Consider the following 26146-nt stretch of genomic DNA (forward strand, 5'->3'; position numbering starts at 1 on the left):
TGATCCACCCGATCGCGATGGACGATGGTCTGCGTTTCGCAATCCGTGAAGGCGGCCGTACCGTTGGCGCGGGCGTTGTAGCTAAAGTTCTGGGCTAATTCGTTAGCTTTGAATAAAAAAGGGCGCTTCGGCGCCCTTTTTGCTGTCCGTCGTTCAGCGAAAAGGGCGGTGCTACTGGCGATTCATAACGTGCGCTGCGGCGGATAATGAGTAAATGGACTATTGTAATCATAACTATTCTCATTTAATATTTGTTCATAAATTGAACGGGAGTTTATATGTACGTTTGTTTGTGCAATGGCGTCAGCGATAAAAAAATTCGCCAGGTTGTTCGCCAGTTTCAACCGCAATCTTTTCAGCAATTACGTAAGTTTGTTCCCGTTGGAAATCAATGCGGTAAGTGTGTTCGCGCGGCGCGGGAAGTTATGGAAGATGAATTAACCACCCTGCCGGAATTCAAAGAAATCGCCTGAAGTCCACGCTTCTCTTTTGACATCCCTATAGGCCGGACTACGCTTCAATGAGTGGAAGCGGAGGGACTATATAATGAAAGGTGATGTCAAAATCATAAGTTATCTCAATAAATTATTGGGAAATGAGCTGGTCGCAATTAATCAGTACTTTCTCCATGCGAGAATGTTCAAAAACTGGGGCCTGATGCGCCTCAACGATATTGAGTACCACGAATCCATCGACGAAATGAAGCACGCCGATAAATACATCGAGCGTATTCTTTTTCTCGAAGGTATCCCGAATCTGCAGGATCTCGGCAAACTTGGCATCGGTGAAGATGTGGAAGAGATGCTGCAGTCCGATTTAAGACTGGAGCTGGAGGGGGCGCAAAACCTGCGCGAGGCGATCGCCTATGCCGACAGCGTCCATGACTACGTCAGCCGCGATATGATGATTGAGATCCTGGCGGATGAAGAAGGCCATATCGACTGGCTGGAAACCGAACTCGATCTGATCGGCAAAATCGGTCTGCAAAATTACCTGCAGTCGCAGATCAAAGTGTCAGACTAGCCAGCGTCTGACACCCGCACCAGAAACCCGCGGCCGCCAGAAATGGCCCAAACGGCAGCGGGTTGTTCCCCCTCCATTTACTGCTCCCGCCGTACCTGGCGTACAAACCTGATACTGCCCACACCGCGCAGGCGAGCAGCGATGCCACCAGTAGCAGCTGCGGCAGCAATCGCCAGCCATGCCAGGCGCCGAGGGCGGCGAGATATTTGATATCCCCATACCCCAATCCCTCATAGCCGCGGATCCCGCGATATAGCCAGTAAAGCGTAGCCAAACAGAGATAGCCGGCTATCGCCCCCCAGACGGCATCATGAAGCTGGTACGGCGCCAGACAGAGATAAAAAAGCAAACCACTCCACAGCAGGGGACAGGTGTAACGGTCGGGCAGCAGGCCGTGACGCAGGTCCTGGTGGCATAAGGCTAAGGTCAATCCGCTATAGCACAGCAAGAAGGGGAGGGCGGCGAGCATGGTTAACCCCGCAATCGTCAAAGAACATCGTCTCACTATGCTTATTGTCCCCGTTCAGTGCAAAAGGGACTTCCCTGGAATGGATGGCGCTATCCGCGTTAATTTGCCGCGTTGTCACCCGGTACCGTTCGCTAGCGCGAAGGTGCGCAAATCCTGGTGATGATTTTCTAAACAGCACTTGCGTAGCGCCAGAATTTGCGTATAATGCGCGGGCCTGTCAAAGTTGACGGCCGGTTCAATATGAACCCTGGTAATCGCAGTTGGGTTATCAAACAATGTCCCCAATCGGGGGGCTATGTAAGAACGGTTACACTCTCCCATCAATCGTAATGGGTATGAGGAGTAATCATTTCGTCTATAAAATAATTGGAGCTCTGGTCTCATGCAGAACCAAAGAATCCGTATCCGCCTGAAAGCGTTTGATCATCGTCTGATCGATCAATCAACCGCGGAAATCGTCGAGACTGCTAAGCGCACTGGTGCGCAAGTCCGTGGTCCGATCCCGCTGCCGACCCGCAAAGAGCGCTTTACCGTTCTGATCTCCCCGCACGTCAACAAAGACGCGCGTGACCAGTACGAAATTCGCACTCACAAGCGTCTGGTTGACATCGTTGAGCCAACTGAAAAAACCGTTGATGCTCTGATGCGTCTGGATCTGGCTGCCGGTGTAGACGTGCAGATCAGCCTGGGTTAATCAGGTCATCGAGCGATTGAGAGGTTGAAACAATGATTGGTTTAGTCGGTAAAAAAGTGGGCATGACCCGCATCTTCACTGAAGATGGCGTTTCTATCCCAGTAACCGTAATCGAAGTTGAAGCAAACCGTGTTACTCAGGTTAAAGACCTGGCTAACGATGGCTACCGCGCAATCCAGGTTACCACCGGTGCTAAAAAAGCTAACCGTGTAACCAAGCCGGAAGCGGGTCACTTCGCTAAAGCTGGCGTTGAAGCTGGCCGTGGTCTGTGGGAATTCCGTCTGGCTGACGGCGAAGAATTCACCGTAGGTCAGAACATTAGCGTTGAACTGTTTGCTGACGTTAAAAAAGTTGACGTAACCGGTACCTCTAAAGGTAAAGGTTTTGCTGGTACCGTTAAGCGCTGGAACTTCCGTACCCAGGACGCTACTCACGGTAACTCCTTGTCCCACCGCGTTCCGGGTTCTATCGGTCAGAACCAGACTCCGGGCAAAGTGTTCAAAGGCAAGAAAATGGCAGGTCAGCTGGGTAATGAGCGTGTAACCGTTCAGAGCCTGGACGTAGTACGTGTTGACGCTGAGCGCAACCTGCTGCTGGTTAAAGGTGCTGTCCCGGGTGCGACCGGTAGCGACCTGATCGTTAAACCAGCTGTGAAGGCGTGAGGAGATAGCAATGGAATTAGTATTGAAAGACGCGCAGAGCGCGCTGACTGTTTCCGAAACTACCTTCGGTCGTGATTTCAACGAAGCGCTGGTTCACCAGGTTGTTGTTGCTTATGCAGCTGGTGCGCGTCAGGGCACTCGTGCTCAGAAGACTCGTGCTGAAATCACTGGCTCCGGTAAAAAACCGTGGCGCCAGAAAGGTACCGGCCGTGCGCGTTCTGGTTCTATCAAGAGCCCGATCTGGCGTTCCGGTGGCGTGACCTTTGCTGCTCGTCCGCAGGACCACAGTCAAAAAGTTAACAAGAAGATGTACCGCGGCGCGCTGAAAAGCATCCTGTCCGAACTGGTACGTCAGGATCGTCTGATCGTTGTCGAGAAGTTCTCTGTTGAAGCGCCGAAAACTAAGCTGCTGGCACAGAAACTGAAAGACATGGCTCTGGAAGATGTGCTGATCATCACCGGTGAGCTGGACGAGAACCTGTTCCTGGCCGCACGTAACCTGCACAAGGTTGACGTACGTGATGCGAACGGTATCGACCCGGTTAGCCTGATCGCCTTCGACAAAGTCGTAATGACTGCTGATGCTGTTAAGCAAGTTGAGGAGATGCTGGCATGATTCGTGAAGAACGTCTGCTGAAGGTGCTGCGCGCACCGCACGTTTCTGAAAAAGCGTCTACTGCGATGGAAAAAACAAACACCATCGTTCTCAAAGTTGCTAAAGACGCGACCAAAGCAGAAATCAAAGCTGCTGTGCAGAAACTGTTTGAAGTCGAAGTCGAAGTCGTTAACACCCTGGTTGTTAAAGGGAAAGTTAAACGTCACGGACAGCGTATCGGTCGTCGTAGCGACTGGAAAAAAGCTTACGTCACCCTGAAAGAAGGCCAGAATCTGGACTTCGTTGGCGGCGCTGAGTAAGTCGGAGGAGTAATACAATGGCAGTTGTTAAATGTAAACCGACATCTCCGGGTCGTCGCCACGTCGTTAAAGTGGTTAACCCAGAGCTGCACAAGGGCAAACCTTTTGCTCCGTTGCTGGAAAAAAACAGCAAATCCGGTGGTCGTAACAACAATGGCCGTATCACCACCCGTCATATCGGTGGTGGCCACAAGCAGGCTTACCGTATTGTTGACTTCAAACGCAACAAAGATGGTATCCCGGCAGTTGTTGAACGTCTTGAGTACGATCCGAACCGCTCCGCGAACATCGCGCTGGTTCTGTACAAAGACGGCGAGCGCCGTTACATCCTGGCCCCGAAAGGCCTGAAAGCTGGCGACCAGATTCAGTCTGGCGTTGATGCTGCAATCAAAGCAGGCAACACCCTGCCGATGCGCAATATCCCGGTTGGTTCTACCGTTCATAACGTAGAAATGAAACCAGGTAAAGGCGGTCAGCTGGCTCGTTCCGCTGGTACTTACGTTCAGATCGTTGCTCGCGACGGTGCTTATGTCACCCTGCGTCTGCGTTCTGGTGAAATGCGTAAAGTCGAAGCAGACTGCCGCGCTACTCTGGGCGAAGTTGGCAATGCTGAGCATATGCTGCGCGTTCTGGGTAAAGCAGGTGCTGCACGCTGGCGTGGTGTTCGTCCTACCGTTCGCGGTACTGCGATGAACCCAGTAGACCACCCACATGGTGGTGGTGAAGGTCGTAACTTTGGTAAGCACCCGGTATCCCCGTGGGGCCTGCAGACCAAAGGTAAGAAGACCCGCAGCAACAAGCGTACTGATAAATTCATCGTACGTCGCCGTAGCAAATAATTTTAGAGGATAAGCCATGCCACGTTCTCTCAAGAAAGGTCCTTTTATTGACCTGCACTTGCTGAAGAAGGTAGAGAAAGCGGTGGAAAGCGGAGACAAGAAGCCCCTGCGCACTTGGTCCCGTCGTTCAACGATCTTTCCTAACATGATCGGTTTGACCATCGCTGTCCATAATGGTCGTCAGCACGTTCCAGTATTTGTTTCCGACGAAATGGTCGGTCACAAACTGGGTGAATTCGCACCGACTCGTACTTATCGCGGCCACGCTGCTGATAAAAAAGCGAAGAAGAAATAAGGTAGGAGGAAGAGATGGAAACTTTAGCTCAACATCGCCATGCTCGTTCTTCTGCTCAGAAGGTTCGCCTTGTAGCTGACCTGATTCGCGGTAAGAAAGTGTCGCAGGCCCTGGATATTCTGACCTACACCAACAAAAAAGCTGCTGTACTGGTCAAGAAGGTACTGGAATCTGCCATTGCTAACGCTGAACACAACGATGGCGCTGACATTGATGATCTGAAAGTTGCGAAAATTTTCGTAGACGAAGGCCCGAGCATGAAGCGCATTATGCCGCGTGCTAAAGGTCGTGCAGATCGCATCCTGAAGCGCACCAGCCACATCACTGTGGTTGTGTCCGATCGCTGAGACTCTGGAGACTAGCAATGGGTCAGAAAGTACATCCTAATGGTATTCGCCTGGGTATTGTCAAACCATGGAACTCTACCTGGTTCGCGAACACCAAAGAATTCGCTGACAACCTGGACAGCGATTTTAAAGTACGTCAGTTCCTGACTAAAGAACTGGCTAAAGCGTCTGTATCTCGCATCGTTATCGAGCGTCCGGCTAAGAGCATCCGTGTGACCATTCACACCGCTCGCCCGGGTATCGTTATCGGTAAGAAAGGCGAAGACGTAGAAAAACTGCGCAAGGTCGTAGCGGATATCGCTGGCGTACCTGCACAGATCAATATCGCCGAAGTTCGTAAACCTGAACTGGACGCAAAACTGGTTGCTGACAGCATCACTTCTCAGCTGGAACGTCGCGTTATGTTCCGTCGTGCGATGAAGCGTGCTGTACAGAACGCAATGCGTCTGGGCGCTAAAGGTATCAAAGTTGAAGTTAGCGGCCGTCTGGGCGGCGCGGAAATCGCACGTACCGAATGGTACCGTGAAGGTCGCGTACCGCTGCACACTCTGCGTGCTGACATCGACTACAACACCTCTGAAGCGCACACCACTTACGGTGTAATCGGCGTTAAGGTATGGATCTTCAAAGGTGAGATCCTGGGTGGTATGGCTGCTGTTGAACAACCGGAACCGGCTGCTCAACCTAAAAAGCAGCAGCGTAAAGGCCGTAAATAAGGAGCGTCGCTGATGTTACAACCAAAGCGTACAAAATTCCGTAAAGTGCACAAAGGCCGCAACCGTGGTCTGGCGCAGGGTACGGATGTTAGCTTCGGCACTTTCGGTCTGAAAGCTGTTGGCCGTGGTCGTCTGACTGCACGTCAGATCGAAGCAGCACGTCGTGCTATGACCCGTGCAGTTAAGCGTCAAGGTAAGATCTGGATCCGTGTATTCCCGGACAAACCGATCACCGAGAAGCCGCTGGAAGTTCGTATGGGTAAAGGTAAAGGTAACGTGGAGTACTGGGTTGCCTTGATTCAGCCGGGTAAAGTCCTGTATGAAATGGACGGTGTACCGGAAGAGCTGGCCCGTGAAGCATTCGGCCTGGCAGCAGCGAAACTGCCGATCAAAACCACCTTTGTAACTAAGACGGTGATGTAATGAAAGCAAAAGAGCTGCGTGAAAAAAGCGTTGAAGAGCTGAACGCTGAGCTGCTGAACCTGCTGCGTGAGCAGTTCAACCTGCGCATGCAGGCTGCAAGTGGCCAGCTGCAACAGACTCATCTGCTGAAGCAAGTGCGTCGTGATGTTGCACGCGTTAAGACTTTACTGACTCAGAAGGCGGGTGCGTAATGACCGATAAAATCCGTACTCTGCAAGGTCGCGTAGTTAGCGACAAAATGGAGAAATCCATTGTTGTTGCTATCGAACGTATGGTGAAACACCCGGTTTACGGCAAATTCATCAAACGTACGACCAAACTGCACGTACATGACGAGAACAACGAATGCGGTATCGGCGACAAGGTTGAAATCCGCGAATGCCGTCCGCTGTCCAAGACTAAGTCCTGGACGCTGGTTCGCGTTGTAGAGAAAGCGGTTCTGTAATAGAGTACGCATTCTCGATACGGATAAACGGCTCAGCGATGAGCCGTTTATTTTTTCTACCCATATCTGGTTTGTGGTGTTATAATGCCGCGCCCTCGATATGGGGCTTTTTAACGACCCTAATTTTCGGGTCTCAGTAGTAGTTGACATTAGCGGAGCACTAAAATGATCCAAGAACAGACTATGCTGAACGTCGCCGACAACTCCGGTGCACGTCGCGTAATGTGTATCAAGGTTCTGGGTGGCTCGCACCGTCGCTACGCAGGCGTAGGCGACATCATCAAGATCACCATCAAAGAAGCAATTCCGCGTGGTAAGGTCAAAAAAGGTGATGTGCTGAAGGCGGTAGTGGTGCGCACCAAGAAGGGTGTTCGTCGCCCGGACGGTTCTGTCATTCGCTTCGATGGTAATGCATGCGTTATTCTGAACAATAACAGCGAGCAGCCTATCGGTACGCGTATTTTTGGGCCGGTAACTCGTGAACTTCGTACCGAGAAGTTCATGAAAATTATCTCTCTGGCACCAGAAGTACTCTAAGGAGCGAATCATGGCAGCGAAAATCCGTCGTGATGACGAAGTTATCGTGTTAACCGGTAAAGATAAAGGTAAGCGCGGTAAAGTTAAGAATGTCCTGTCTTCCGGCAAGGTCATTGTTGAAGGTATCAACCTGGTTAAGAAACACCAGAAGCCGGTTCCGGCTCTGAACCAACCAGGCGGCATCGTTGAAAAAGAAGCTGCAATTCAGGTTTCTAACGTTGCAATCTTCAATGCGGCAACCGGCAAGGCTGACCGTGTAGGCTTTAGATTCGAAGACGGCAAAAAAGTCCGTTTCTTCAAGTCTAACAGCGAAACTATCAAGTAATTTGGAGTAGTACGATGGCGAAACTGCATGATTACTACAAAGACGAAGTAGTTAAGAAACTCATGACTGAGTTTAACTACAATTCTGTCATGCAAGTCCCTCGGGTCGAGAAGATCACCCTGAACATGGGTGTTGGTGAAGCGATCGCTGACAAGAAACTGCTGGATAACGCAGCAGCTGACCTGGCAGCAATCTCCGGTCAAAAACCGCTGATCACCAAAGCACGCAAATCAGTTGCAGGCTTCAAAATCCGTCAGGGCTATCCGATCGGCTGTAAAGTAACTCTGCGTGGCGAACGCATGTGGGAGTTCTTTGAGCGCCTGATCACTATTGCTGTACCGCGTATTCGTGACTTCCGCGGCCTGTCCGCTAAGTCTTTCGACGGTCGTGGCAACTACAGCATGGGTGTCCGTGAGCAGATCATCTTCCCAGAAATCGACTACGATAAAGTCGACCGCGTTCGTGGTTTGGATATTACCATTACCACTACTGCGAAATCTGACGAAGAAGGCCGTGCTCTGCTGGCTGCCTTTGACTTCCCGTTCCGCAAGTAAGGTAGGGTTACTTAATGGCTAAGCAATCAATGAAAGCACGCGAAGTAAAGCGCGTGGCTTTAGCTGATAAATTCTTCGCTAAACGCGCTGAACTGAAAGCTATCATCTCTGATGTGAACGCAACCGACGAAGATCGTTGGAATGCCGTTCTCAAGCTGCAGACTCTGCCGCGTGATTCCAGCCCGTCTCGTCAGCGTAACCGCTGCCGTCAAACAGGTCGTCCGCATGGTTTCCTGCGGAAGTTCGGGTTGAGCCGTATTAAGGTCCGTGAAGCCGCTATGCGCGGTGAAATCCCGGGTCTGAAAAAGGCTAGCTGGTAATTGTCACCAATTGAATCACGGGAGTAAAGACAGATGAGCATGCAAGATCCGATCGCGGATATGCTGACCCGTATCCGTAACGGTCAGGCCGCGAACAAAGCTGCGGTCACCATGCCTTCCTCCAAGCTGAAAGTGGCAATCGCCAACGTGCTGAAGGAAGAAGGTTTTATCGAAGATTTTAAAGTTGAAGGCGACACCAAGCCGGAACTGGAACTGACTCTTAAGTATTTCCAGGGTAAAGCTGTTGTAGAAAGCATTCAGCGTGTCAGCCGCCCAGGTCTGCGCATCTATAAGAAAAAAGATGAGCTGCCGAAAGTTATGGCCGGTCTGGGTATCGCAGTTGTTTCTACCTCTAAAGGTGTTATGACTGATCGTGCAGCGCGCCAGGCTGGTCTTGGTGGCGAAATTATCTGCTACGTAGCCTAATCGGAGGAAAAAATGTCTCGTGTTGCTAAAGCACCGGTCGTTGTTCCTGCCGGCGTTGATGTAAAAATCAACGGTCAGGTTATTACGATCAAAGGTAAAAACGGCGAGCTGACTCGTACTCTCAACGATGCTGTTGAAGTTAAACATGCAGATAATGCACTGACCTTCGGTCCGCGTGATGGTTACGCAGACGGTTGGGCTCAGGCTGGTACCGCGCGTGCCCTGCTGAACTCAATGGTTATCGGTGTTACCGAAGGCTTCACTAAGAAGCTGCAGCTGGTTGGTGTAGGTTATCGTGCAGCGGTCAAAGGGAATGTAGTAAACCTGGCTTTAGGTTTCTCTCACCCGGTTGATCATCAGCTGCCTGCGGGTATCACTGCAGAATGTCCGACTCAGACTGAAATCGTGCTGAAAGGCGCTGATAAGCAGGTGATCGGCCAGGTTGCAGCAGATCTGCGCGCCTACCGTCGTCCTGAGCCTTACAAAGGCAAGGGTGTTCGTTACGCCGACGAAGTCGTGCGTACCAAAGAGGCTAAGAAGAAGTAAGGTAACACTATGGATAAGAAATCTGCTCGTATCCGTCGTGCGACCCGCGCACGCCGCAAGCTCCAGGAGCTGGGCGCAACTCGCCTGGTGGTACATCGTACCCCGCGTCACATTTACGCACAGGTAATTGCACCGAATGGTTCTGAAGTTCTGGTAGCTGCTTCTACTGTAGAAAAAGCTATCGCTGAACAACTGAAGTACACCGGTAACAAAGACGCTGCTGCAGCTGTGGGTAAAGCTGTCGCTGAACGCGCTCTGGAAAAAGGCATCAAAGATGTTTCCTTTGACCGTTCCGGGTTCCAATATCATGGTCGTGTCCAGGCACTGGCAGATGCTGCCCGTGAAGCTGGCCTTCAGTTCTAAGGTAGAGGTGTAAGATGGCTCACATCGAAAAACAAGCTGGCGAACTGCAGGAAAAGCTGATCGCGGTAAACCGCGTATCTAAAACCGTTAAAGGTGGTCGTATTTTCTCCTTCACAGCTCTGACTGTAGTTGGCGATGGTAACGGTCGCGTTGGTTTTGGTTACGGTAAAGCGCGTGAAGTTCCAGCAGCGATCCAGAAAGCGATGGAAAAAGCCCGTCGCAATATGATTAACGTCGCGCTGAACCACGGCACCCTGCAGCACCCGGTTAAGGGTACTCACACGGGTTCTCGTGTATTCATGCAGCCGGCTTCCGAAGGTACCGGTATCATCGCCGGTGGTGCAATGCGCGCCGTTCTGGAAGTCGCTGGGGTTCGTAACGTTCTGGCTAAAGCGTATGGTTCCACTAACCCGATTAACGTGGTTCGTGCAACTATCGACGGTCTGGAAAACATGAAGTCCCCGGATATGGTCGCTGCCAAGCGTGGTAAATCCGTTGAAGAAATTCTGGGGAAATAAACCATGGCAAAGACTATTAAAATTACTCAAACCCGCAGTGCAATCGGTCGTCTGCCGAAACACAAGGCAACGCTGCTTGGCCTGGGTCTGCGTCGTATTGGTCACACCGTAGAGCGCGAGGATACTCCTGCTGTTCGTGGTATGGTCAACGCGGTTTCCTTCATGGTTAAAGTTGAGGAGTAAGAGATGCGTTTAAATACTCTGTCTCCGGCCGAAGGCTCCAAAAAGGCGGGTAAACGCCTGGGTCGTGGTATCGGTTCTGGCCTCGGTAAAACCGGTGGTCGTGGTCACAAAGGTCAGAAATCTCGTTCTGGCGGTGGCGTACGTCGCGGTTTCGAGGGTGGTCAGATGCCTCTGTACCGTCGTCTGCCGAAATTCGGCTTCACTTCTCGTAAAGCGATGATCACCGCAGAGATCCGTCTCTCCGATCTGGCTCACGTAGAAGGCGATGTAGTAGACCTGAACGCGCTGAAAGCGGCTAACATTATCGGTGTCCAGATCGAGTTCGCGAAAGTGATCCTGTCTGGTGAGGTAACTCGTCCGGTAACTGTTCGTGGCCTGCGTGTGACTAAAGGTGCTCGTGCTGCTATCGAAGCTGCTGGCGGTAAAATTGAGGAATAAGTAGCAGATGGCTAAACAACCGGGATTAGATTTTCAAAGTGCCAAAGGTGGCCTTGGCGAACTGAAACGCAGACTTCTGTTTGTGGTCGGTGCGCTGATAGTGTTCCGTATTGGCTCTTTTATTCCGATCCCTGGTATTGATGCCGCTGTACTTGCCAAACTGCTTGAGCAACAGCGAGGCACCATCATTGAAATGTTCAACATGTTCTCTGGTGGTGCTCTCAGCCGTGCTTCTATCTTTGCATTGGGGATTATGCCGTATATCTCGGCATCAATCATCGTGCAGCTGCTGACGGTGGTTTATCAACCGCTGGCGGAACTGAAGAAAGAAGGGGAGTCTGGTCGTCGTAAGATCAGCCAGTACACCCGCTACGGTACTCTGGTGCTGGCGATATTCCAGTCGATCGGTATTGCTACCGGTCTGCCGAATATGCCTGGTATGCAGGGCCTGGTGATTAATCCAGGCTTTGCATTCTATTTCACCGCTGTTGTTAGTCTGGTCACAGGGACTATGTTCCTGATGTGGCTCGGCGAACAGATCACTGAACGCGGTATCGGTAACGGTATCTCGATCATTATCTTCGCCGGTATCGTTGCGGGACTCCCGCCGGCCATCGCCCATACTATCGAGCAAGCGCGTCAAGGCGACCTGCACTTCCTCCTGTTGCTGTTGGTTGCAGTATTAGTATTTGCAGTGACCTTCTTTGTTGTATTCGTTGAACGTGGGCAACGCCGCATTGTGGTAAACTACGCGAAACGTCAACAGGGTCGTCGTGTCTATGCTGCACAGAGCACACATTTACCGCTGAAAGTGAATATGGCGGGGGTAATCCCGGCAATCTTCGCTTCCAGTATTATACTGTTCCCGGCAACCATCACGTCATGGTTCGGGGGTGGTACTGGTTGGAACTGGCTGACAACAATTTCGCTGTATTTGCAGCCTGGGCAACCGCTTTATGTGTTACTCTATGCGTCTGCAATCATCTTCTTCTGTTTCTTCTACACGGCGTTGGTTTTCAACCCGCGTGAAACAGCAGATAACCTGAAGAAGTCCGGTGCATTTGTACCAGGAATTCGTCCGGGAGAGCAAACGGCGAAGTATATCGATAAAGTGATGACTCGCCTGACTCTGGTTGGTGCGTTGTACATTACTTTTATCTGCCTGATCCCGGAGTTCATGCGTGACGCGATGAAAGTGCCGTTCTACTTCGGTGGGACCTCGCTGCTTATCGTTGTTGTCGTGATTATGGACTTTATGGCTCAAGTGCAAACTCTGATGATGTCCAGTCAGTATGAGTCTGCATTGAAGAAGGCGAACCTGAAAGGCTACGGCCGCTAAAACTGGTCGCCCGAGAAGTTACGGAGAGTAAAAATGAAAGTTCGTGCTTCCGTCAAGAAATTATGCCGTAACTGCAAAATCGTTAAGCGTGATGGCGTCATCCGTGTGATTTGCAGTGCCGAGCCGAAGCATAAACAGCGCCAAGGCTGATTTTTTCGCATATTTTTCTTGCAAAGTTGGATTGAGCTGGCTAGATTAGCCAGCCAATCTTTTGTATGTCTGTACGTTTCCATTTGAGTATCCTGAAAACGGGCTTTTCAGCATGGTGCGTACATATTAAATAGTAGGAGTGCATAGTGGCCCGTATAGCAGGCATTAACATTCCTGATCACAAACATACCGTAATCGCTTTAACCGCTATTTTCGGTATCGGCAAAACCCGTTCTAAAGCCATCTGCGCTGAAACGGGCATCGCTGAAAATGTTAAGATCAGTGAGCTGTCTGAAGAACAAATTGATATTCTGCGTGAAGCAGTAGGTAAATTTGTCGTTGAAGGTGATCTGCGCCGTGAAATCACCCTGAGCATCAAGCGTCTGATGGACCTTGGTTGCTACCGTGGTTTGCGTCATCGTCGTGGTCTCCCGGTTCGCGGTCAGCGTACCAAGACCAACGCACGTACCCGTAAGGGTCCGCGTAAACCGATCAAGAAATAATCGGGGTGATTGAATAATGGCAAAGGCACCAATTCGTGCACGTAAGCGTGTAAGAAAACAAGTCTCTGACGGCGTGGCTCATATCCATGCTTCTTTTAACAACACCATCGTTACCATTACTGATCGTCAGGGTAACGCACTGGGTTGGGCAACAGCCGGTGGTTCCGGTTTCCGTGGTTCTCGCAAATCCACTCCGTTCGCAGCTCAGGTTGCAGCAGAGCGTTGCGCAGAAGCCGTAAAAGAATACGGCATCAAGAATCTGGAAGTTATGGTCAAAGGTCCGGGTCCGGGTCGCGAATCTACCATTCGTGCACTGAACGCCGCTGGTTTCCGCATCACTAATATTACTGATGTGACTCCGATCCCTCATAACGGTTGTCGTCCGCCGAAAAAACGTCGCGTATAACGCTGCGTTTTCCAGGTTAGTTGGAGAAAGAAAATGGCAAGATATTTGGGTCCTAAGCTCAAGCTGAGCCGTCGTGAGGGCACCGACTTATTCCTTAAGTCTGGCGTTCGCGCGATCGATACCAAGTGTAAAATTGAACAAGCTCCTGGCCAGCACGGTGCGCGTAAGCCGCGTCTGTCTGACTATGGTGTGCAGTTGCGTGAAAAGCAAAAAGTTCGCCGTATGTACGGTGTGCTGGAGCGTCAGTTCCGTAACTACTATAAAGAAGCAGCACGTCTGAAAGGCAACACCGGTGAAAACCTGTTGGCTCTGCTGGAAGGTCGTCTGGACAACGTTGTATACCGTATGGGCTTCGGCGCCACTCGTGCTGAAGCACGCCAGCTGGTTAGCCACAAAGCGATTATGGTAAACGGTCGTGTTGTTAACATCGCTTCTTATCAGGTTAAAGCGAATGACGTTGTCAGCATTCGTGAGAAAGCGAAAAAGCAATCTCGCGTGAAAGCCGCTCTGGAGCTGGCTGAGCAGCGTGAAAAGCCAACCTGGCTGGAAGTTGATGCTGGCAAGATGGAAGGTACGTTCAAGCGTCAGCCGGAGCGTTCTGATCTGTCTGCGGACATTAACGAACACCTGATCGTCGAGCTTTACTCCAAGTAAAGCTTAGTACCAAAGAGAGGACACAATGCAGGGTTCTGTGACAGAGTTTCTAAAACCGCGCCTGGTCGATATCGAGCAAGTGAGTTCGACGCACGCCAAGGTGACCCTTGAGCCTTTAGAGCGTGGCTTCGGCCATACTCTGGGTAACGCACTGCGCCGTATTCTGCTCTCATCGATGCCGGGTTGCGCGGTGACCGAGGTTGAGATTGATGGTGTACTGCACGAGTACAGCACCAAAGAAGGCGTTCAGGAAGACATCCTTGAAATCCTGCTCAACCTGAAAGGGCTGGCGGTGAGAGTTCAGGGTAAAGATGAAGTCATCCTTACTTTGAATAAATCTGGCATTGGCCCTGTGACCGCAGCCGACATTACCCACGACGGTGATGTCGAAATCGTCAAGCCGCAGCACGTGATTTGCCACCTGACTGATGAGAACGCTGCTATCAGCATGCGTATCAAAGTTCAGCGCGGTCGCGGTTATGTGCCGGCTTCTGCCCGAATTCATTCGGAAGAAGATGAGCGCCCAATCGGCCGTCTGCTGGTCGACGCCTGCTACAGCCCTGTAGAGCGTATTGCCTACAATGTTGAAGCTGCGCGTGTAGAACAGCGTACCGACCTGGACAAGCTGGTCATCGAAATGGAAACCAACGGCACAATCGATCCTGAAGAGGCGATTCGTCGTGCGGCAACCATCCTGGCTGAACAACTGGAAGCTTTTGTTGACTTACGTGATGTACGTCAGCCAGAAGTGAAAGAAGAGAAACCAGAATTCGATCCGATCCTGCTGCGCCCTGTTGACGATCTGGAATTGACTGTCCGCTCTGCTAACTGCCTCAAGGCAGAAGCTATCCACTATATCGGTGATCTGGTACAGCGTACCGAGGTTGAGTTGCTGAAAACGCCGAACCTGGGTAAAAAATCTCTTACTGAGATTAAAGACGTGCTGGCTTCCCGTGGACTGTCTCTGGGCATGCGCCTGGAAAACTGGCCACCAGCAAGCATTGCTGACGAGTAACCGGATCACAGGTTAAGGTTTTACTGAGAAGGATAAGGTCATGCGCCATCGTAAGAGTGGTCGTCAACTGAACCGCAACAGCAGCCATCGCCAGGCTATGTTCCGTAACATGGCAGGTTCGCTGGTTCGTCATGAAATCATCAAGACGACCCTGCCGAAAGCGAAAGAACTGCGTCGCGTAGTTGAGCCGCTGATTACTCTTGCCAAGACTGATAGCGTTGCTAATCGTCGTCTGGCATTCGCCCGTACTCGTGATAACGAGATCGTGGCAAAACTGTTTAACGAGCTGGGCCCGCGTTTCGCGAGCCGCGCCGGTGGTTACACTCGCATTCTGAAGTGTGGCTTCCGTGCAGGCGACAACGCGCCGATGGCATACATCGAGCTGGTTGATCGTGCTGAGCCGAAAGCAGAAGCTGCTGCAGAGTAATCTGTAGTAACGTAAAAAAACCCGCCCCGGCGGGTTTTTTTATATCTACCCCATCCCCACTTCACTACAATATCTGTACTCTTTTTGTTCATCCCCCGGAGCCGTAGAATGTGGTTACTGGATCAGTGGGCAGAACGCCATATCCTCGATGCCCAAACCAAAGGCGAGTTCGATAATTTACCCGGTAGCGGCGTGCCGCTAACGCTCGATGACGATTCGCATGTACCGGCCGAGCTGCGGGCAGGCTATCGCCTTCTGAAGAATGCAGGGTGTCTTCCCCCGGAGCTGGAGCAGCGCAAAGAAGCGGTGGCTCTGGCAGACTTGCTTAAGGGGGTCCGTCAGGACGACCCGCGGCATGCCGAACTCAGCAAGCGCCTTGCTCTGCTCGAGCTTAAGCTGCGTCAGGCAGGACTGAACACCGACTTTTTACGCGGTGAGTACGCCGATGCGTTGCTGCACAAAATTAATCAGGAGTGAATATGTATCGTATTGGTGAGCTGGCAAAACTGGCTGATGTGACGCCAGATACCATCCGTTATTATGAAAAACAGCAAATGATGGATCATGATGTGCGCACTGAGGGGGGATTTCGTCTTTACTCGGATAACGATCTTCAGCGTTTGCGCTTTATTCGCTATGCCCGTCAGCTGGGCTTTACTCTGGAAGCGATCCGCGAATTATTGTCGATCCGTATCGATCCGGAGCATCACACCTGTCAGGAGTCGAAAGGGATCGTTCAGGCGCGATTAAGCGAAGTTGAGGCGCGGATCAACGAGCTACAAACGATGCGTCGCTCTCTGCAACGGCTCAATGATGCCTGCTGCGGCACAGCTCACAGCAGCGTTTACTGTTCGATCCTCGAGGCCCTTGAGCAAGGCGCCAGCAACGGCAATACCGGGCGTTGATTTTTTGTGCGCGCGGATCTACACTCGCGCGGAATTCACACATCCACTGGAGTTACTATGAGTCGCTATCAGCATACCAAAGGACAAATTAAAGATAACGCCATTGAGGCACTTCTCCACGATCCATTATTCAGGCAGCGCGTAGAGAAGAACAAGAAAGGGAAAGGAAGCTATCAACGTAAAGATAAACATGCAGCAAGGAATGACCGGGAGGCCAGTGGCAAGCAAGCGAACCGCTTTTTTACCACTGGCCTTCTGCTTTCACTGCTGATTAAGAACGGTTGTTTTGTTCTTTCAGCAGATCGCGAATTTCGCTCAGCAGGACTTCTTCTTTAGAGGGCGCTGGCGGTGCCGCCGGAGCCTCTTCTTTCTTACGATTTAACTTATTCATCAGTTTAATCGCCATGAAAATGGCAAATGCGACGATGATGAAATCGAAAACGTTCTGAATAAACACCCCGTAGTGCATCACCACTGCCGGTACATCACCCTGGGCATCGCGCAGCGTGACGGCAAACTGTTTAAAATCGATCCCGCCAATCAACAGGCCGAGCGGCGGCATAATAATATCCGCGACCAGTGACGAAACAATTTTACCAAATGCTGCACCGATGATCACACCCACTGCCAAATCGACAACGTTCCCGCGCATCGCGAATTCGCGAAACTCTTTTAAAAAACTCATTTTATTCTCCTTGAGCCAGCTGACGTTGTAAGTTTAACAAATGTATTTTCATTTGCCATTCCCCGTAGAGCGTTACAGGAAAATATTAACCTTTGAAAAACAAGGGATAATAAAAGGCGCCTGTTCGACGCCCTGGGAATTACAGGAAGAAGGGGCTTGGCTGGAACAGCCTTTCTACATCGGAAATAAACTTTTTATCAGTCAAAAACATGATCACATGATCGCCCTGTTCGATCCGCAGATTATTATTGGCGATCATCACGTCATTCCCGCGCACGACGGCGCCGATGATCGTGCCCGGCGGAAGTTTGATCTCATCGATCGACCGCCCGACTACCCGCGAGGTGCTCTCATCGCCGTGTGCCACTGCTTCGATCGCTTCCGCAACGCCGCGGCGCAGGGAGGAGACGCCGACAATATCGGCTTTACGGACATGGCTGAGGAGGGCGGAAATCGTGGCCTGCTGAGGCGATATCGCGATATCAATGACGCTACCCTGAACCAGATCCACATAGGCTCTGCGCTGGATCAGCACCATGACTTTTTTGGCCCCCATTCGCTTGGCCAGCATCGCAGACATGATGTTTGCTTCGTCATCGTTAGTGACGGCAATAAACAGGTCCACCTGGTCAATATGCTCTTCGGCCAGCAGCTCCTGATCCGATGCATCACCGTAGAAGACGATAGTATGCTGCAGTTTTTCAGCCAGCTCAGCGGCTCGCTGCTGATTGCGCTCGATAAGCTTAACGCTGTAGTCTTTTTCCAGCTTATGGGCCAGGCCCGCGCCAATATTGCCGCCGCCGACCAACATGATGCGTTTGTAAGGTTTCTCCAGACGCTGGAGTTCGCTCATGACCGCGCGAATATGCTGCGAGGCGGCAATAAAGAAGACTTCATCGCCGGCCTCGACAATCGTCGAACCCTGTGGGCGGATGGGGCGATCGTGGCGGAAAATGGCGGCCACGCGCGTATCGATATGCGGCATATGCTCGCGCATGGTGGACAACGCATTCCCCACCAGCGGACCACCGTAATAGGCTTTCACCACGGCGAGGCTGACTTTACCTTCGGCGAAGTTCACGACCTGCAGCGCGCCGGGATATTCTATCAGGCGATGAATATTGTCGATGACCAGCTGTTCCGGAGCGATTAAGTGATCGATGGGCACAGCTTCAGAATTGAAGAGCTTTTCCGCATCGCGGACGTAATCAGGCGCACGAATACGGGCTATACGGTTTGGCGTATTGAATAATGAATAGGCGACCTGACAGGCCACCATGTTGGTTTCATCCGAACTGGTGACCGCCACCAGCATATCGGCATCATCGGCTCCTGCCTCGCGCAGTACGCGGGGGTGAGAACCGTGCCCCTGGACGACACGCAGGTCGAACTTATCCTGCAGGCTGCGCAGACGGTCGCCATTGGTATCAACCAGCGTAATATCATTGTTCTCGCCGACGAGGTTCTCCGCCAGCGTGCCGCCGACCTGGCCGGCGCCCAGAATAATAATCTTCATCTGCAGTGATCCATTAGTTCCGACGTTTGATTAGCTTAGCGTAAAAGAAGCCATCGCCTTCTTCCGCACCCGGCAGATTTTGCTGTCCCGGGCTTGCCGGCGTACCGGTTGCGTGAAGCTCTGCATCCGGGGTCCGCGCGAGGAACGCGGCAATTTGCTGACTATTCTCTTCCGGCAGAATAGAACAGGTAGCGTAAACCAACGTGCCGCCTGGCTTCAGATGCCCCCAGATGGCATTGAGGATCTCGGCCTGCAGCTGGGCTAAATCGCCGATATCCCGATCCCGGCGCAGCCATTTGATATCCGGGTGGCGGCGGATAACGCCGGTGGCGGAACAGGGGGCATCCAGCAGAATACGATCGAACTGCTCGCTGCCACACCACTGCTCAGGGAAGCGACCATCGCCCTGTTTGACTTCGGCTTTCATGCCCAGCCGTTTCAGGTTGTCATAGACGCGGGAAAGACGCTGTTCATCAATGTCCACCGCCATGACCTCAGCCTGGGGAGCGACTTCCAGAATATGCGTCGTCTTGCCGCCCGGCGCGGCGCAGAGATCGAGAATGCGCTCGCCGTTTTCCGGCTGCAGATAGCGCATGCAGCCCTGGGCCGAGGCATCCTGAACGGTTACCCATCCTTCGGCAAAACCCGGCAACGCATGGACCGGGGCAGGGGTGGCCAGACGCACGGCGTCGGGATAGTCAGGGTGGGTGAAGCCCTCTAAGCCGGCCTCTTTAAGCAGAGCAAGCCATTCGTCTCGGGAATGATGGTTGCGGTTAACGCGCAACCACATCGGCGGGCGCTGGTTGTTCGCATCGACGATCTCCTGCCATTGTTGCGGCCAGGCCTGCTGCAGACGCTTCAGCAGCCATTTGGGATGAAGGTAGCGGTTTTCCTGCCCGGCGAATTCTGCCAGTAGCTCTTCCTGCTGGCGCTGAAACTGGCGTAACACCCCATTGATCAGCCCTTTAAGCTGCGGGCGCTTAATCGCCACCGCGCCTTCTACCGTTTCAGCCAGCGCGGCGTGCGGAGGGATGCGGGTGTAGAGTAACTGATAGAGCCCAACCATAATCAGAAAGTGCACGGTGCGCTGTTTGCCGGTCATCGGACGCGCCATCAGCTTGCTGATAAGCCACTCCAGCTGGCTGAGCGTACGCAGTACGCCAAAACACAGCTCCTGCAGCAGCGCTTTGTCTTTATCGCTGACTTTTTGCTGTAGAGGGGGCAGGACGTTGCTTAAAGACTGACCTTTTTCAACGACTTGCTCGATAGCCTGGGCGGCCAGGCTGCGTAAATTTATATTCTTTTTCATAAGCGCAAAAATAAAAATGCCCGGCGAACCCGGGCTTCAGAAGAGACGACCGTCAGGCGAGACGGGTGCCAGGAGTAAACCACTCCCGGCGGGAATTGAGTAAATCCTGGGCGCTCATCGCTTTTTTACCCGCAGGCTGTAGCGACTCCAGACTGAGGATCCCATCGCCCGTGGCGACCTGGATACCCTGTTTGGTTGCTGCCACGATAGTACCCGGTTCGGCATGCGCAGCTTCGGCAATGACCGATGCCCGCCACACTTTTAGCGGCTGCCCGTCAATTTCCAGCCAACTCATTGGCCACGGATTAAAGGCGCGGATGCAGCGCTCCAGCTGTGCGGCAGAAAGCGACCAGTCGATGCGAGCTTCTTCTTTACTCAGCTTCTCGGCGTGGCACACCAGCGATTCATCCTGTACTTCAGGCTGTGCGGTGCCGTTGGCCAGCTGGGCTAAAGTTGCCAGCAGACCTTGAGGGCCGAGCTCGGCCAGCTTATCGTACAGGCTGCCGCTGGTATCCTCTGCGGTAATGGGGCAGGAAAGCTTATACAGCATATCACCCGTATCAAGGCCGACGTCCATCTGCATGATGGTTACGCCTGTTTCGCTATCCCCGGCCCACAGCGAACGCTGGATCGGCGCTGCGCCACGCCAACGCGGTAGCAGGGAGCCGTGAACGTTGATGCAGCCCAGACGGGGCATCTCCAGCACCGCTTTCGGGAGAATCAAACCGTACGCCACCACCACCATGATATCGGCGCCGAGATCGGCGACTAATTGTTGGTTGTCCTGCGGACGCAGGGAAGATGGCTGGAATACAGGTAAGTTATGGGCTTCAGCCAGCACCTTTACCGGGCTCGGCATCAATTTTTTGCCGCGGCCAGCAGGACGGTCTGGCTGTGTGAATACGCCAACAACCTGATGTTCAGACGACAACAGCGCGTCAAGATGACGCGCTGCAAAATCGGGGGTGCCGGCGAAAATGATACGTAGTGATTGTGACACGGTATTCCTTGTTATCAGGCACGGGAACGTAAACGATCCAGTTTCTCAACCTTCTGACGAATGCGCTGTTGTTTGAGCGGTGACAGATAATCAATAAACAGTTTGCCGACCAGATGATCCATCTCATGCTGAATGCAGATAGCCAGCAGGCCATCGGCCTCCAGTTCAAATGGCTTACCGTCGCGATCCAGCGCTCGGATCTTCACTTTTTCCGCACGCGGCACCAGGGCGCGCTGTTCCGGAATCGACAGGCAGCCTTCTTCGATGCCCGTTTCGCCATCTTTTTCCAGCAGCTCCGGGTTGATTAACACCAGCTGCTCTTCACGATTTTCCGACACATCAATAACGATAATGCGCTGATGGATATCGACCTGGGTCGCGGCCAGACCAATGCCCTCCTCAGCGTACATGGTGTCGAACATATCATCGACGATACGCTGAATTTCCGCATTCACTTCTTTGACCGGCTCGGCGACTTTGCGAAGGCGCTCGTCCGGAATATGTAACACTTGCAAAACTGCCATAAAGTTCCAGAGTCGTATTCAGGAGTTGATAAGATTATTAGCTCTATTCTAGACAAAACACCCTGCAATTGACAGTCTCACTGTCCAATCGCAAAGATTGTCAATACCGCTTATGGCAGGGGGTAAGGATGACGCCCGACGAGATTTGGCTGCGGCTGATGAAGGTCAGTAACTTGTATGGCGACAGAATGCTGGAGATCGCACAGCGCTTATGCGCAGCCGCCAGCGTTGATCGTGAAGCGCTGCGTGCTGTCGGGATGTCCGCGGCGCAAGCAACGTCATTTTTTCGGCTGGACGGGCGTGAGCTTGACGAGACGCGGCGCTGGCTGGAGCACCCGGAACATCATCTGTTGCGGGCCGACGATCCGCGCTTTCCGTTTCGGCTAAGGGCCATCGCTGATTACCCCGGTGCGTTGTTGGTCAGCGGCGATCCCGCTCTGCTTCACAGCGCGCAGCTTGCCGTTATTGGTAGTCGCTTGCATTCCTGGTATGGCGCTCGCTGGGGGAAGCTGTTCAGCGAAACGTTGGCGCGTAAAGGAATGACTATCACCAGTGGGCTGGCGTTAGGCATTGATGGCGTAGCGCATCGCGGCGCGCTCTCGGCCGAGGGCAAAACCATCGCGGTACTGGGCAACGGACTGGGTAAGGTTTATCCGCGGCGCCATGCAAGCCTCGCCCAGCAGATCATCGATAATGGCGGTGCGCTGGTGTCTGAATTTCCACTAATAACGCCGCCGCTTCCCGCGCATTTCCCCAGGCGCAACCGGATTATCAGCGGCCTGAGCCTGGGCGTGTTGGTGGTTGAGGCGGCATTGCGAAGCGGCTCGCTGGTTACCGTCCGCTGTGCTCTGGAGCAGGGAAGGGATGTGTTTGCCCTGCCTGGGCCGATAGGCAATCCGGGATCGGAAGGCCCACACTGGTTAATTAAGCAAGGCGCGGTGCCGGTGACCTCGCCAGAGGATATTGTGGAATACTGGCACAACGAGCTGACCTGGCTAACTGATACGTCTGATTCGATAAATAATTGCGCCGATCAGCCGTCTGTAGCATTGCCATTTCCGGAGCTCCTGGCTAACGTAGGAGATGAGGTAACACCTGTTGACGTTGTCGCTGAACGTGCCGGCCAATCTGTGCCAGTAACCGTAGCTCAGCTACTTGAACTGGAGTTAGCAGGCTGGATCGCAGCTGTACCCGGCGGCTATGTCCGATTAAGGAGGGCAAGCCATGTTCGACGTACTCATGTATTTGTTTGAAACTTACATCCATAGCGAAGCAGAAATGCGCGTGGATCAGGACAAACTGACGCGGGATCTTACCGACGCAGGTTTTGAGCGGGAAGATATCTATAACGCGTTAATGTGGCTCGAGAAACTGGCTGATTATCAGGAAGGTCTCGTTGAACCCATGCAGCTCGCTTCCGACCCACTGTCGCTTCGGGTATATACCGAAGAGGAGTGCCAGCGTCTGGATGCCAGTTGCCGGGGATTTTTACTCTTCCTCGAGCAGATTCAGGTGTTGAACCTCGAAACGCGAGAAATGGTGATAGAGCGCGTACTGGCGCTGGATACGGCAGAATTTGAGCTGGAGGACCTGAAATGGGTCATCCTGATGGTACTGTTCAATATTCCGGGCTGTGAAAACGCCTATCAGCAAATGGAAGAATTACTCTTCGAAGTAAATGAAGGTATGCTGCATTAATCTTTTTGCAGCAACATCGAGTTGTTATGACCAAATCAGCACTGTTTTCGGTGCGTAAAAATGAGCCCTGCCCGCAGTGCGGGGCTGAACTGGTGATCCGTTCCGGGAAACATGGCCCGTTTCTCGGCTGTTCGCATTATCCGGACTGTGACTATATCCGTCCCCTGAAAAGTCAGGCGGACGGGCATGTCGTTAAGGTGCTGGAGGGGCAAGCATGCCCATCGTGCGGCGCGGTTATGGTGCTACGCCAGGGGCGTTTTGGGATGTTCATTGGCTGTAGCCGCTATCCGGAATGCGAACATACCGAGCTAATTGATAAACCAGATGAGACGGCTATTGCTTGCCCGCAGTGCGGACAAGGCCATCTGGTCCAGCGTCGTTCCCGTTTCGGTAAAACCTTTCACTCCTGCGATCGCTATCCTGATTGCCAGTTCGTTATCAATTTTAAACCGGTGGCGGGCGAATGCCCTGAATGCCATTACCCGCTGTTAATAGAAAAGAAGACGGCGCAGGGGCTCAGACGCTTCTGTGCCAGTAAACAATGTGGAAAGCCGATCCCGGCGGAATAAATCAGTGAACAATAACCTGCCCTCAGAAGCCGTCGCCCATGCCGTGGCGGTCCTGAATAATGAACATGTCATCGCCTATCCCACGGAAGCTGTTTTTGGCGTCGGCTGCGACCCTGACAGCGAAACGGCCGTTATGCGTCTGCTGGAGCTGAAGCAGCGTCCTGTTGAGAAGGGATTGATCCTTATCGCCGCTAGCTTTGAGCAGCTGAAGCCCTATATTGATGATTCTCGGTTAAGTGACTCGCAGCGGGCAGCAATCTTTTCCTGCTGGCCAGGACCGGTGACGTTTGTATTCCCGGCTCGTCCTGAAACGCCACGCTGGCTGACGGGTCGTTTTGATTCGTTGGCCGTACGCGTAACCAACCATCCGCTGGTGATTGAATTGTGCGAAGCCTACGGAAAACCGCTGGTCTCGACGAGCGCCAATCTCACCGGTCAACCGCCTTGCCGCACTACCGCAGAGGTCCGTGCTCAGTTTGGTGACAGCTTCCCGGTCGTGGATGGCGCTACGGGCGGACGTCAAAATCCATCTGAAATACGTGATGCCCTGACGGGTGAACTGTTCCGCCAGGGGTGAATCATGGAAACCTACGCTGTTTTTGGTAATCCGATTGCGCACAGCAAGTCGCCTTCTATTCACCACCTTTTTGCCCGCCAGTTAGGGATTACCCATCCTTATGGACGTGTGCTGGCGCCGCTGGACGATTTTGTCTCTTCTCTGAATCAGTTTTTTGCGGAAGGAGGAAAGGGCGCCAACGTTACCGTTCCTTTCAAAGAAGAAGCCTTTGCGCGCGCGGATGAACTGACAGAACGCGCTGCGCTGGCGGGAGCGGTGAATACCCTGAAATGTCTGGAAGATGGGCGTTTGCTGGGCGACAACACGGATGGTATTGGTCTTCTGAGCGATCTGGAGCGTCTGGGATTCATTAAGCCACGCCAGCGGATCCTGCTTATCGGTGCCGGTGGCGCATCGCGTGGGGTACTGCTGCCGCTGCTGTCGCTGGGGTGCGCTGTGACGATCGTCAATCGCACCTATGCTCGTGCCCATGAGTTAGCCACGCTCTTCGCCCATACCGGCAGCGTCAGCGCCCGGGAAATGGATACCTTAGCTGGGGAAACTTTCGATCTGATCGTCAATGCAACATCCAGTGGGATAGAGGGTGATGTGCCGGCTATCCCGGCGTCTGTTGTTAACCCCGACGTGTATTGCTATGACATGTTTTACCAGAAAGGGGCGACGCCATTTCTTCAGTGGTGCCAGCAGCATGGCGCAACCCACTGCGCTGACGGGCTGGGAATGCTGGTGGCGCAAGCCGCCCATGCCTTTCTGCTATGGCACGGCGTCCTGCCGGCTATCACCCCGGTTATAGAAAAGCTGCAACAGGAACTGAATGCATGAATCAGGCGATTCAGTTTCCCGATCGGGAATTATGGGATGCTGAACGGCAGGGCGTGGTTTTTCCCGCGCTGGTGAATGGGATGCAATTAACCTGCGTAATTTCAGGGCAGATCCTGCAGCAGCGTTTTGGCGCAGAGGGGCCAGCGCAGTGGCTGGCCGCATTCCGGGAACATCGTTGGGATCTTGAGGAAGAGGCTGAGGCATTGATCCGCGATAATCAGGAGGATGCTCAGGGTTGGGTCTGGCTCTCCTGATCCAGATATTCATCTTTCCATTTCACATAGTTATTTGCTGAATATTTTAGGCCTTCCCGCTCCGCCTCTGTCAGGGGGCGGATCTGTTTGACCGGATTGCCAAAGTAAAGGAAGCCGCTTTCAAGCTGTTTATTCTGCGGCACCAGACTTCCCGCGCCAATCATGACGTCATCACCAACCACGACACCATCTAACAAGATCGAACCCATACCAACCAGCACGCGGTTGCCGATAGTGCAGCCGTGCAGCATCACTTTGTGACCAACCGTCACATCCTCTCCAATGATCAGTGGATTTCCCTCAGGCTTGTAAGAGGATCTATGGGTCACGTGTAGAACGCTGCCGTCCTGAATATTGCTACGTTGACCTATCGACACGAAATTGACGTCGCCGCGAATGGCGACCAGAGGCCAGACGCTGACGTCATCGGCAATTCTGACATCACCGATGACGACGCTGGATGCGTCAATCATGACGCGAAGACCGATTTGCGGGAAAAATGTTTTATAGGGACGCAGGTGAGCAGACATGTTGACCTCAAAAATACGGGAGCGTAAGAAGACTTTGGTGGCTTTTATCTCGCTCTGCAACCCCTGAAAACGGTGAAAATTGAGCAAATCGCGCAATTACACGGCGAAAAGGGTGAAAAATCACCATTCAGAAAAAAAGATCGAAAAAAGGCTTGTGCAAAAAAATGGGATCCCTATAATGCGCTCCCACTGACACGGCAGATGTGAATCACTTCACACAAACAG

The 26146-nt window shown here is 52.6% G+C and carries 47 protein-coding genes; 40 read left to right on the forward strand and 7 right to left on the reverse strand.

Annotated elements, in window-relative coordinates; genetic code table 11:
• The 3 genes from ABLV04_RS07680 to bfr all read left to right on the forward strand — a co-directional run.
• Positions 1–98 (forward strand): elongation factor Tu (locus tag ABLV04_RS07680; RefSeq protein WP_072082015.1); only part of this gene is annotated, 98 nt, incomplete at its 5' end.
• Between the two features lie 180 nt (positions 99–278).
• Positions 279–473: a bacterioferritin-associated ferredoxin gene (gene bfd, locus ABLV04_RS07685; RefSeq protein WP_044524940.1), complete on the forward strand. Its 195-nt coding sequence runs from the start codon at positions 279–281 to the stop codon at positions 471–473.
• A 73-nt stretch (positions 474–546) separates the two neighbouring features.
• Complete coding sequence (gene bfr, locus ABLV04_RS07690; RefSeq protein ID WP_004206792.1) at positions 547–1023, forward strand: bacterioferritin; 477 nt, start codon at positions 547–549, stop codon at positions 1021–1023.
• Here bfr and ABLV04_RS07695 read toward each other — a convergent pair.
• Positions 1007–1492 carry an A24 family peptidase gene (locus ABLV04_RS07695; protein WP_110238511.1) on the reverse strand — a complete coding sequence of 162 codons (486 nt, stop codon included), beginning with the start codon at positions 1490–1492 and terminating at the stop codon, positions 1007–1009. The two genes, bfr and ABLV04_RS07695, sit on opposite strands and share 17 nt — an antisense overlap.
• 382 nt (positions 1493–1874) lie before the next feature.
• Between ABLV04_RS07695 and rpsJ the strand changes: the two genes are divergently transcribed.
• The 31 genes from rpsJ to ABLV04_RS07850 all read left to right on the forward strand — a co-directional run bounded on the left by rpsJ (position 1875) and on the right by ABLV04_RS07850 (position 16773).
• Positions 1875–2186: a 30S ribosomal protein S10 gene (rpsJ, locus tag ABLV04_RS07700; RefSeq protein WP_001181005.1), complete on the forward strand. Its 312-nt coding sequence runs from the start codon at positions 1875–1877 to the stop codon at positions 2184–2186.
• Positions 2187–2218: 32 nt separating this feature from the next.
• Complete coding sequence (rplC, locus tag ABLV04_RS07705; RefSeq protein ID WP_002919796.1) at positions 2219–2848, forward strand: 50S ribosomal protein L3; 630 nt, start codon at positions 2219–2221, stop codon at positions 2846–2848.
• A 10-nt stretch (positions 2849–2858) separates the two neighbouring features.
• Entirely contained in the window at positions 2859–3464 is a 606-nt protein-coding gene (gene rplD / locus ABLV04_RS07710) for a 50S ribosomal protein L4 (protein WP_002919794.1), read from the forward strand.
• Positions 3461–3763, forward strand: a complete 303-nt coding sequence (gene rplW / locus ABLV04_RS07715) for a 50S ribosomal protein L23 (RefSeq protein WP_000617546.1) — start codon at positions 3461–3463, stop codon at positions 3761–3763. The genes rplD and rplW overlap by 4 nt, the downstream gene beginning before the upstream one ends.
• Positions 3764–3780: 17 nt before the next feature.
• Positions 3781–4602, forward strand: a complete 822-nt coding sequence (gene rplB / locus ABLV04_RS07720) for a 50S ribosomal protein L2 (protein ID WP_002919786.1) — start codon at positions 3781–3783, stop codon at positions 4600–4602.
• 16 nt (positions 4603–4618) lie between these two features.
• The gene (gene rpsS / locus ABLV04_RS07725) at positions 4619–4897 is read left to right on the forward strand and encodes a 30S ribosomal protein S19 (protein WP_001138115.1); all 279 of its coding nucleotides are present in this window, start codon (positions 4619–4621) and stop codon (positions 4895–4897) included.
• Between the two features lie 14 nt (positions 4898–4911).
• Positions 4912–5244, forward strand: coding sequence for a 50S ribosomal protein L22 (gene rplV / locus ABLV04_RS07730; RefSeq protein ID WP_002919773.1), 333 nt, complete (start codon positions 4912–4914; stop codon positions 5242–5244).
• 17 nt (positions 5245–5261) lie between these two features.
• Positions 5262–5960 (forward strand): 30S ribosomal protein S3, encoded by a 699-nt coding sequence (gene rpsC / locus ABLV04_RS07735; RefSeq protein ID WP_002919766.1) that lies wholly within the window; start codon positions 5262–5264, stop codon positions 5958–5960.
• Between the two features lie 12 nt (positions 5961–5972).
• A complete protein-coding gene (rplP, locus tag ABLV04_RS07740; RefSeq protein WP_002919759.1) occupies positions 5973–6383 on the forward strand; it encodes a 50S ribosomal protein L16 in 411 nt (136 codons plus the stop codon).
• On the forward strand, positions 6383–6574 hold the full coding sequence (gene rpmC / locus ABLV04_RS07745; RefSeq protein ID WP_002919754.1) for a 50S ribosomal protein L29: 192 nt from the start codon (positions 6383–6385) through the stop codon (positions 6572–6574). Before rplP ends, rpmC begins: the two co-directional genes overlap by 1 nt.
• Positions 6574–6828: a 30S ribosomal protein S17 gene (gene rpsQ, locus ABLV04_RS07750; RefSeq protein ID WP_002919751.1), complete on the forward strand. Its 255-nt coding sequence runs from the start codon at positions 6574–6576 to the stop codon at positions 6826–6828. The genes rpmC and rpsQ overlap by 1 nt, the downstream gene beginning before the upstream one ends.
• A 165-nt stretch (positions 6829–6993) precedes the next feature.
• Positions 6994–7365 (forward strand): 50S ribosomal protein L14, encoded by a 372-nt coding sequence (rplN, locus tag ABLV04_RS07755; protein WP_002919748.1) that lies wholly within the window; start codon positions 6994–6996, stop codon positions 7363–7365.
• A gap of 10 nt (positions 7366–7375) precedes the next feature.
• Positions 7376–7690: a 50S ribosomal protein L24 gene (rplX, locus tag ABLV04_RS07760; protein ID WP_000729185.1), complete on the forward strand. Its 315-nt coding sequence runs from the start codon at positions 7376–7378 to the stop codon at positions 7688–7690.
• Positions 7691–7704: 14 nt separating this feature from the next.
• Complete coding sequence (gene rplE / locus ABLV04_RS07765; protein WP_001096200.1) at positions 7705–8244, forward strand: 50S ribosomal protein L5; 540 nt, start codon at positions 7705–7707, stop codon at positions 8242–8244.
• A gap of 14 nt (positions 8245–8258) precedes the next feature.
• Positions 8259–8564 carry a 30S ribosomal protein S14 gene (gene rpsN / locus ABLV04_RS07770; protein WP_002919667.1) on the forward strand — a complete coding sequence of 102 codons (306 nt, stop codon included), beginning with the start codon at positions 8259–8261 and terminating at the stop codon, positions 8562–8564.
• Between the two features lie 33 nt (positions 8565–8597).
• Positions 8598–8990, forward strand: coding sequence for a 30S ribosomal protein S8 (rpsH, locus tag ABLV04_RS07775; protein WP_002919665.1), 393 nt, complete (start codon positions 8598–8600; stop codon positions 8988–8990).
• Positions 8991–9002: 12 nt separating this feature from the next.
• The gene (rplF, locus tag ABLV04_RS07780; protein ID WP_002919662.1) at positions 9003–9536 is read left to right on the forward strand and encodes a 50S ribosomal protein L6; all 534 of its coding nucleotides are present in this window, start codon (positions 9003–9005) and stop codon (positions 9534–9536) included.
• A gap of 9 nt (positions 9537–9545) precedes the next feature.
• Positions 9546–9899 (forward strand): 50S ribosomal protein L18, encoded by a 354-nt coding sequence (rplR, locus tag ABLV04_RS07785; protein WP_000358960.1) that lies wholly within the window; start codon positions 9546–9548, stop codon positions 9897–9899.
• A 14-nt stretch (positions 9900–9913) separates the two neighbouring features.
• Positions 9914–10417, forward strand: a complete 504-nt coding sequence (rpsE, locus tag ABLV04_RS07790; RefSeq protein ID WP_002919545.1) for a 30S ribosomal protein S5 — start codon at positions 9914–9916, stop codon at positions 10415–10417.
• A 3-nt stretch (positions 10418–10420) separates the two neighbouring features.
• Complete coding sequence (gene rpmD, locus ABLV04_RS07795) at positions 10421–10600, forward strand: 50S ribosomal protein L30 (protein WP_001140434.1); 180 nt, start codon at positions 10421–10423, stop codon at positions 10598–10600.
• 3 nt (positions 10601–10603) lie between these two features.
• Positions 10604–11038, forward strand: coding sequence for a 50S ribosomal protein L15 (gene rplO / locus ABLV04_RS07800; protein ID WP_002919516.1), 435 nt, complete (start codon positions 10604–10606; stop codon positions 11036–11038).
• A gap of 7 nt (positions 11039–11045) precedes the next feature.
• A complete protein-coding gene (gene secY / locus ABLV04_RS07805; RefSeq protein ID WP_002919515.1) occupies positions 11046–12377 on the forward strand; it encodes a preprotein translocase subunit SecY in 1332 nt (443 codons plus the stop codon).
• A 33-nt stretch (positions 12378–12410) separates the two neighbouring features.
• Positions 12411–12527, forward strand: a complete 117-nt coding sequence (gene rpmJ / locus ABLV04_RS07810) for a 50S ribosomal protein L36 (RefSeq protein ID WP_000868187.1) — start codon at positions 12411–12413, stop codon at positions 12525–12527.
• A 146-nt stretch (positions 12528–12673) separates the two neighbouring features.
• Positions 12674–13030 carry a 30S ribosomal protein S13 gene (gene rpsM / locus ABLV04_RS07815; RefSeq protein WP_002919259.1) on the forward strand — a complete coding sequence of 119 codons (357 nt, stop codon included), beginning with the start codon at positions 12674–12676 and terminating at the stop codon, positions 13028–13030.
• Positions 13031–13046: 16 nt separating this feature from the next.
• On the forward strand, positions 13047–13436 hold the full coding sequence (gene rpsK / locus ABLV04_RS07820) for a 30S ribosomal protein S11 (protein ID WP_002919257.1): 390 nt from the start codon (positions 13047–13049) through the stop codon (positions 13434–13436).
• A gap of 33 nt (positions 13437–13469) precedes the next feature.
• Positions 13470–14090, forward strand: a complete 621-nt coding sequence (gene rpsD, locus ABLV04_RS07825) for a 30S ribosomal protein S4 (RefSeq protein WP_002919224.1) — start codon at positions 13470–13472, stop codon at positions 14088–14090.
• A 25-nt stretch (positions 14091–14115) separates the two neighbouring features.
• Positions 14116–15105, forward strand: coding sequence for a DNA-directed RNA polymerase subunit alpha (gene rpoA, locus ABLV04_RS07830; protein WP_002919219.1), 990 nt, complete (start codon positions 14116–14118; stop codon positions 15103–15105).
• 40 nt (positions 15106–15145) lie between these two features.
• On the forward strand, positions 15146–15532 hold the full coding sequence (rplQ, locus tag ABLV04_RS07835; protein WP_002919206.1) for a 50S ribosomal protein L17: 387 nt from the start codon (positions 15146–15148) through the stop codon (positions 15530–15532).
• A 108-nt stretch (positions 15533–15640) separates the two neighbouring features.
• Positions 15641–16009, forward strand: a complete 369-nt coding sequence (locus ABLV04_RS07840; protein WP_032454201.1) for a DUF1992 domain-containing protein — start codon at positions 15641–15643, stop codon at positions 16007–16009.
• A gap of 2 nt (positions 16010–16011) precedes the next feature.
• A complete protein-coding gene (gene zntR, locus ABLV04_RS07845) occupies positions 16012–16437 on the forward strand; it encodes a Zn(2+)-responsive transcriptional regulator (RefSeq protein WP_023291172.1) in 426 nt (141 codons plus the stop codon).
• Positions 16438–16494: 57 nt separating this feature from the next.
• Positions 16495–16773 (forward strand): ribosome alternative rescue factor ArfA, encoded by a 279-nt coding sequence (locus ABLV04_RS07850; RefSeq protein ID WP_023291171.1) that lies wholly within the window; start codon positions 16495–16497, stop codon positions 16771–16773.
• Here ABLV04_RS07850 and mscL read toward each other — a convergent pair.
• The 5 genes from mscL to def form a co-directional block, all read right to left on the reverse strand.
• The gene (gene mscL, locus ABLV04_RS07855; protein ID WP_004145325.1) at positions 16709–17122 is read right to left on the reverse strand and encodes a large-conductance mechanosensitive channel protein MscL; all 414 of its coding nucleotides are present in this window, start codon (positions 17120–17122) and stop codon (positions 16709–16711) included. The two genes, ABLV04_RS07850 and mscL, sit on opposite strands and share 65 nt — an antisense overlap.
• A 139-nt stretch (positions 17123–17261) precedes the next feature.
• Entirely contained in the window at positions 17262–18638 is a 1377-nt protein-coding gene (trkA, locus tag ABLV04_RS07860) for a Trk system potassium transporter TrkA (protein WP_002919153.1), read from the reverse strand.
• Positions 18639–18651: 13 nt separating this feature from the next.
• Positions 18652–19947 (reverse strand): 16S rRNA (cytosine(967)-C(5))-methyltransferase RsmB, encoded by a 1296-nt coding sequence (rsmB, locus tag ABLV04_RS07865; RefSeq protein WP_023291170.1) that lies wholly within the window; start codon positions 19945–19947, stop codon positions 18652–18654.
• A gap of 52 nt (positions 19948–19999) precedes the next feature.
• A complete protein-coding gene (gene fmt / locus ABLV04_RS07870; RefSeq protein ID WP_017900611.1) occupies positions 20000–20947 on the reverse strand; it encodes a methionyl-tRNA formyltransferase in 948 nt (315 codons plus the stop codon).
• A 14-nt stretch (positions 20948–20961) separates the two neighbouring features.
• Complete coding sequence (gene def / locus ABLV04_RS07875) at positions 20962–21471, reverse strand: peptide deformylase (RefSeq protein ID WP_004206802.1); 510 nt, start codon at positions 21469–21471, stop codon at positions 20962–20964.
• Positions 21472–21599: 128 nt separating this feature from the next.
• On the opposite strand from def, the gene dprA reads away from it, so the two are divergent.
• The 6 genes from dprA to ABLV04_RS07905 are packed head-to-tail and all read left to right on the forward strand — an operon-like array spanning position 21600 to position 25391.
• Complete coding sequence (gene dprA, locus ABLV04_RS07880; RefSeq protein WP_147734208.1) at positions 21600–22724, forward strand: DNA-protecting protein DprA; 1125 nt, start codon at positions 21600–21602, stop codon at positions 22722–22724.
• Entirely contained in the window at positions 22696–23169 is a 474-nt protein-coding gene (gene smg / locus ABLV04_RS07885) for a DUF494 family protein Smg (RefSeq protein ID WP_002919137.1), read from the forward strand. The genes dprA and smg overlap by 29 nt, the downstream gene beginning before the upstream one ends.
• Positions 23170–23195: 26 nt before the next feature.
• Positions 23196–23738 carry a type I DNA topoisomerase gene (locus ABLV04_RS07890; protein WP_023291168.1) on the forward strand — a complete coding sequence of 181 codons (543 nt, stop codon included), beginning with the start codon at positions 23196–23198 and terminating at the stop codon, positions 23736–23738.
• A 4-nt stretch (positions 23739–23742) separates the two neighbouring features.
• On the forward strand, positions 23743–24315 hold the full coding sequence (gene tsaC / locus ABLV04_RS07895; RefSeq protein ID WP_004206805.1) for an L-threonylcarbamoyladenylate synthase type 1 TsaC: 573 nt from the start codon (positions 23743–23745) through the stop codon (positions 24313–24315).
• Between the two features lie 3 nt (positions 24316–24318).
• Positions 24319–25137, forward strand: a complete 819-nt coding sequence (aroE, locus tag ABLV04_RS07900; RefSeq protein WP_147734209.1) for a shikimate dehydrogenase — start codon at positions 24319–24321, stop codon at positions 25135–25137.
• Positions 25134–25391, forward strand: a complete 258-nt coding sequence (locus ABLV04_RS07905; protein ID WP_044524932.1) for a DUF1488 domain-containing protein — start codon at positions 25134–25136, stop codon at positions 25389–25391. Before aroE ends, ABLV04_RS07905 begins: the two co-directional genes overlap by 4 nt.
• Here the strand turns inward: ABLV04_RS07905 and ABLV04_RS07910 are convergent.
• Positions 25367–25921 (reverse strand): gamma carbonic anhydrase family protein, encoded by a 555-nt coding sequence (locus tag ABLV04_RS07910; protein WP_044524944.1) that lies wholly within the window; start codon positions 25919–25921, stop codon positions 25367–25369. The two genes, ABLV04_RS07905 and ABLV04_RS07910, sit on opposite strands and share 25 nt — an antisense overlap.
• Positions 25922–26146 lie beyond the last annotated feature (225 nt).

Origin of the sequence: Klebsiella sp. JN_Kp127, from assembly GCF_040062505.1 — a bacterium.
Taxonomy (GTDB): domain Bacteria; phylum Pseudomonadota; class Gammaproteobacteria; order Enterobacterales; family Enterobacteriaceae; genus Klebsiella; species Klebsiella quasipneumoniae.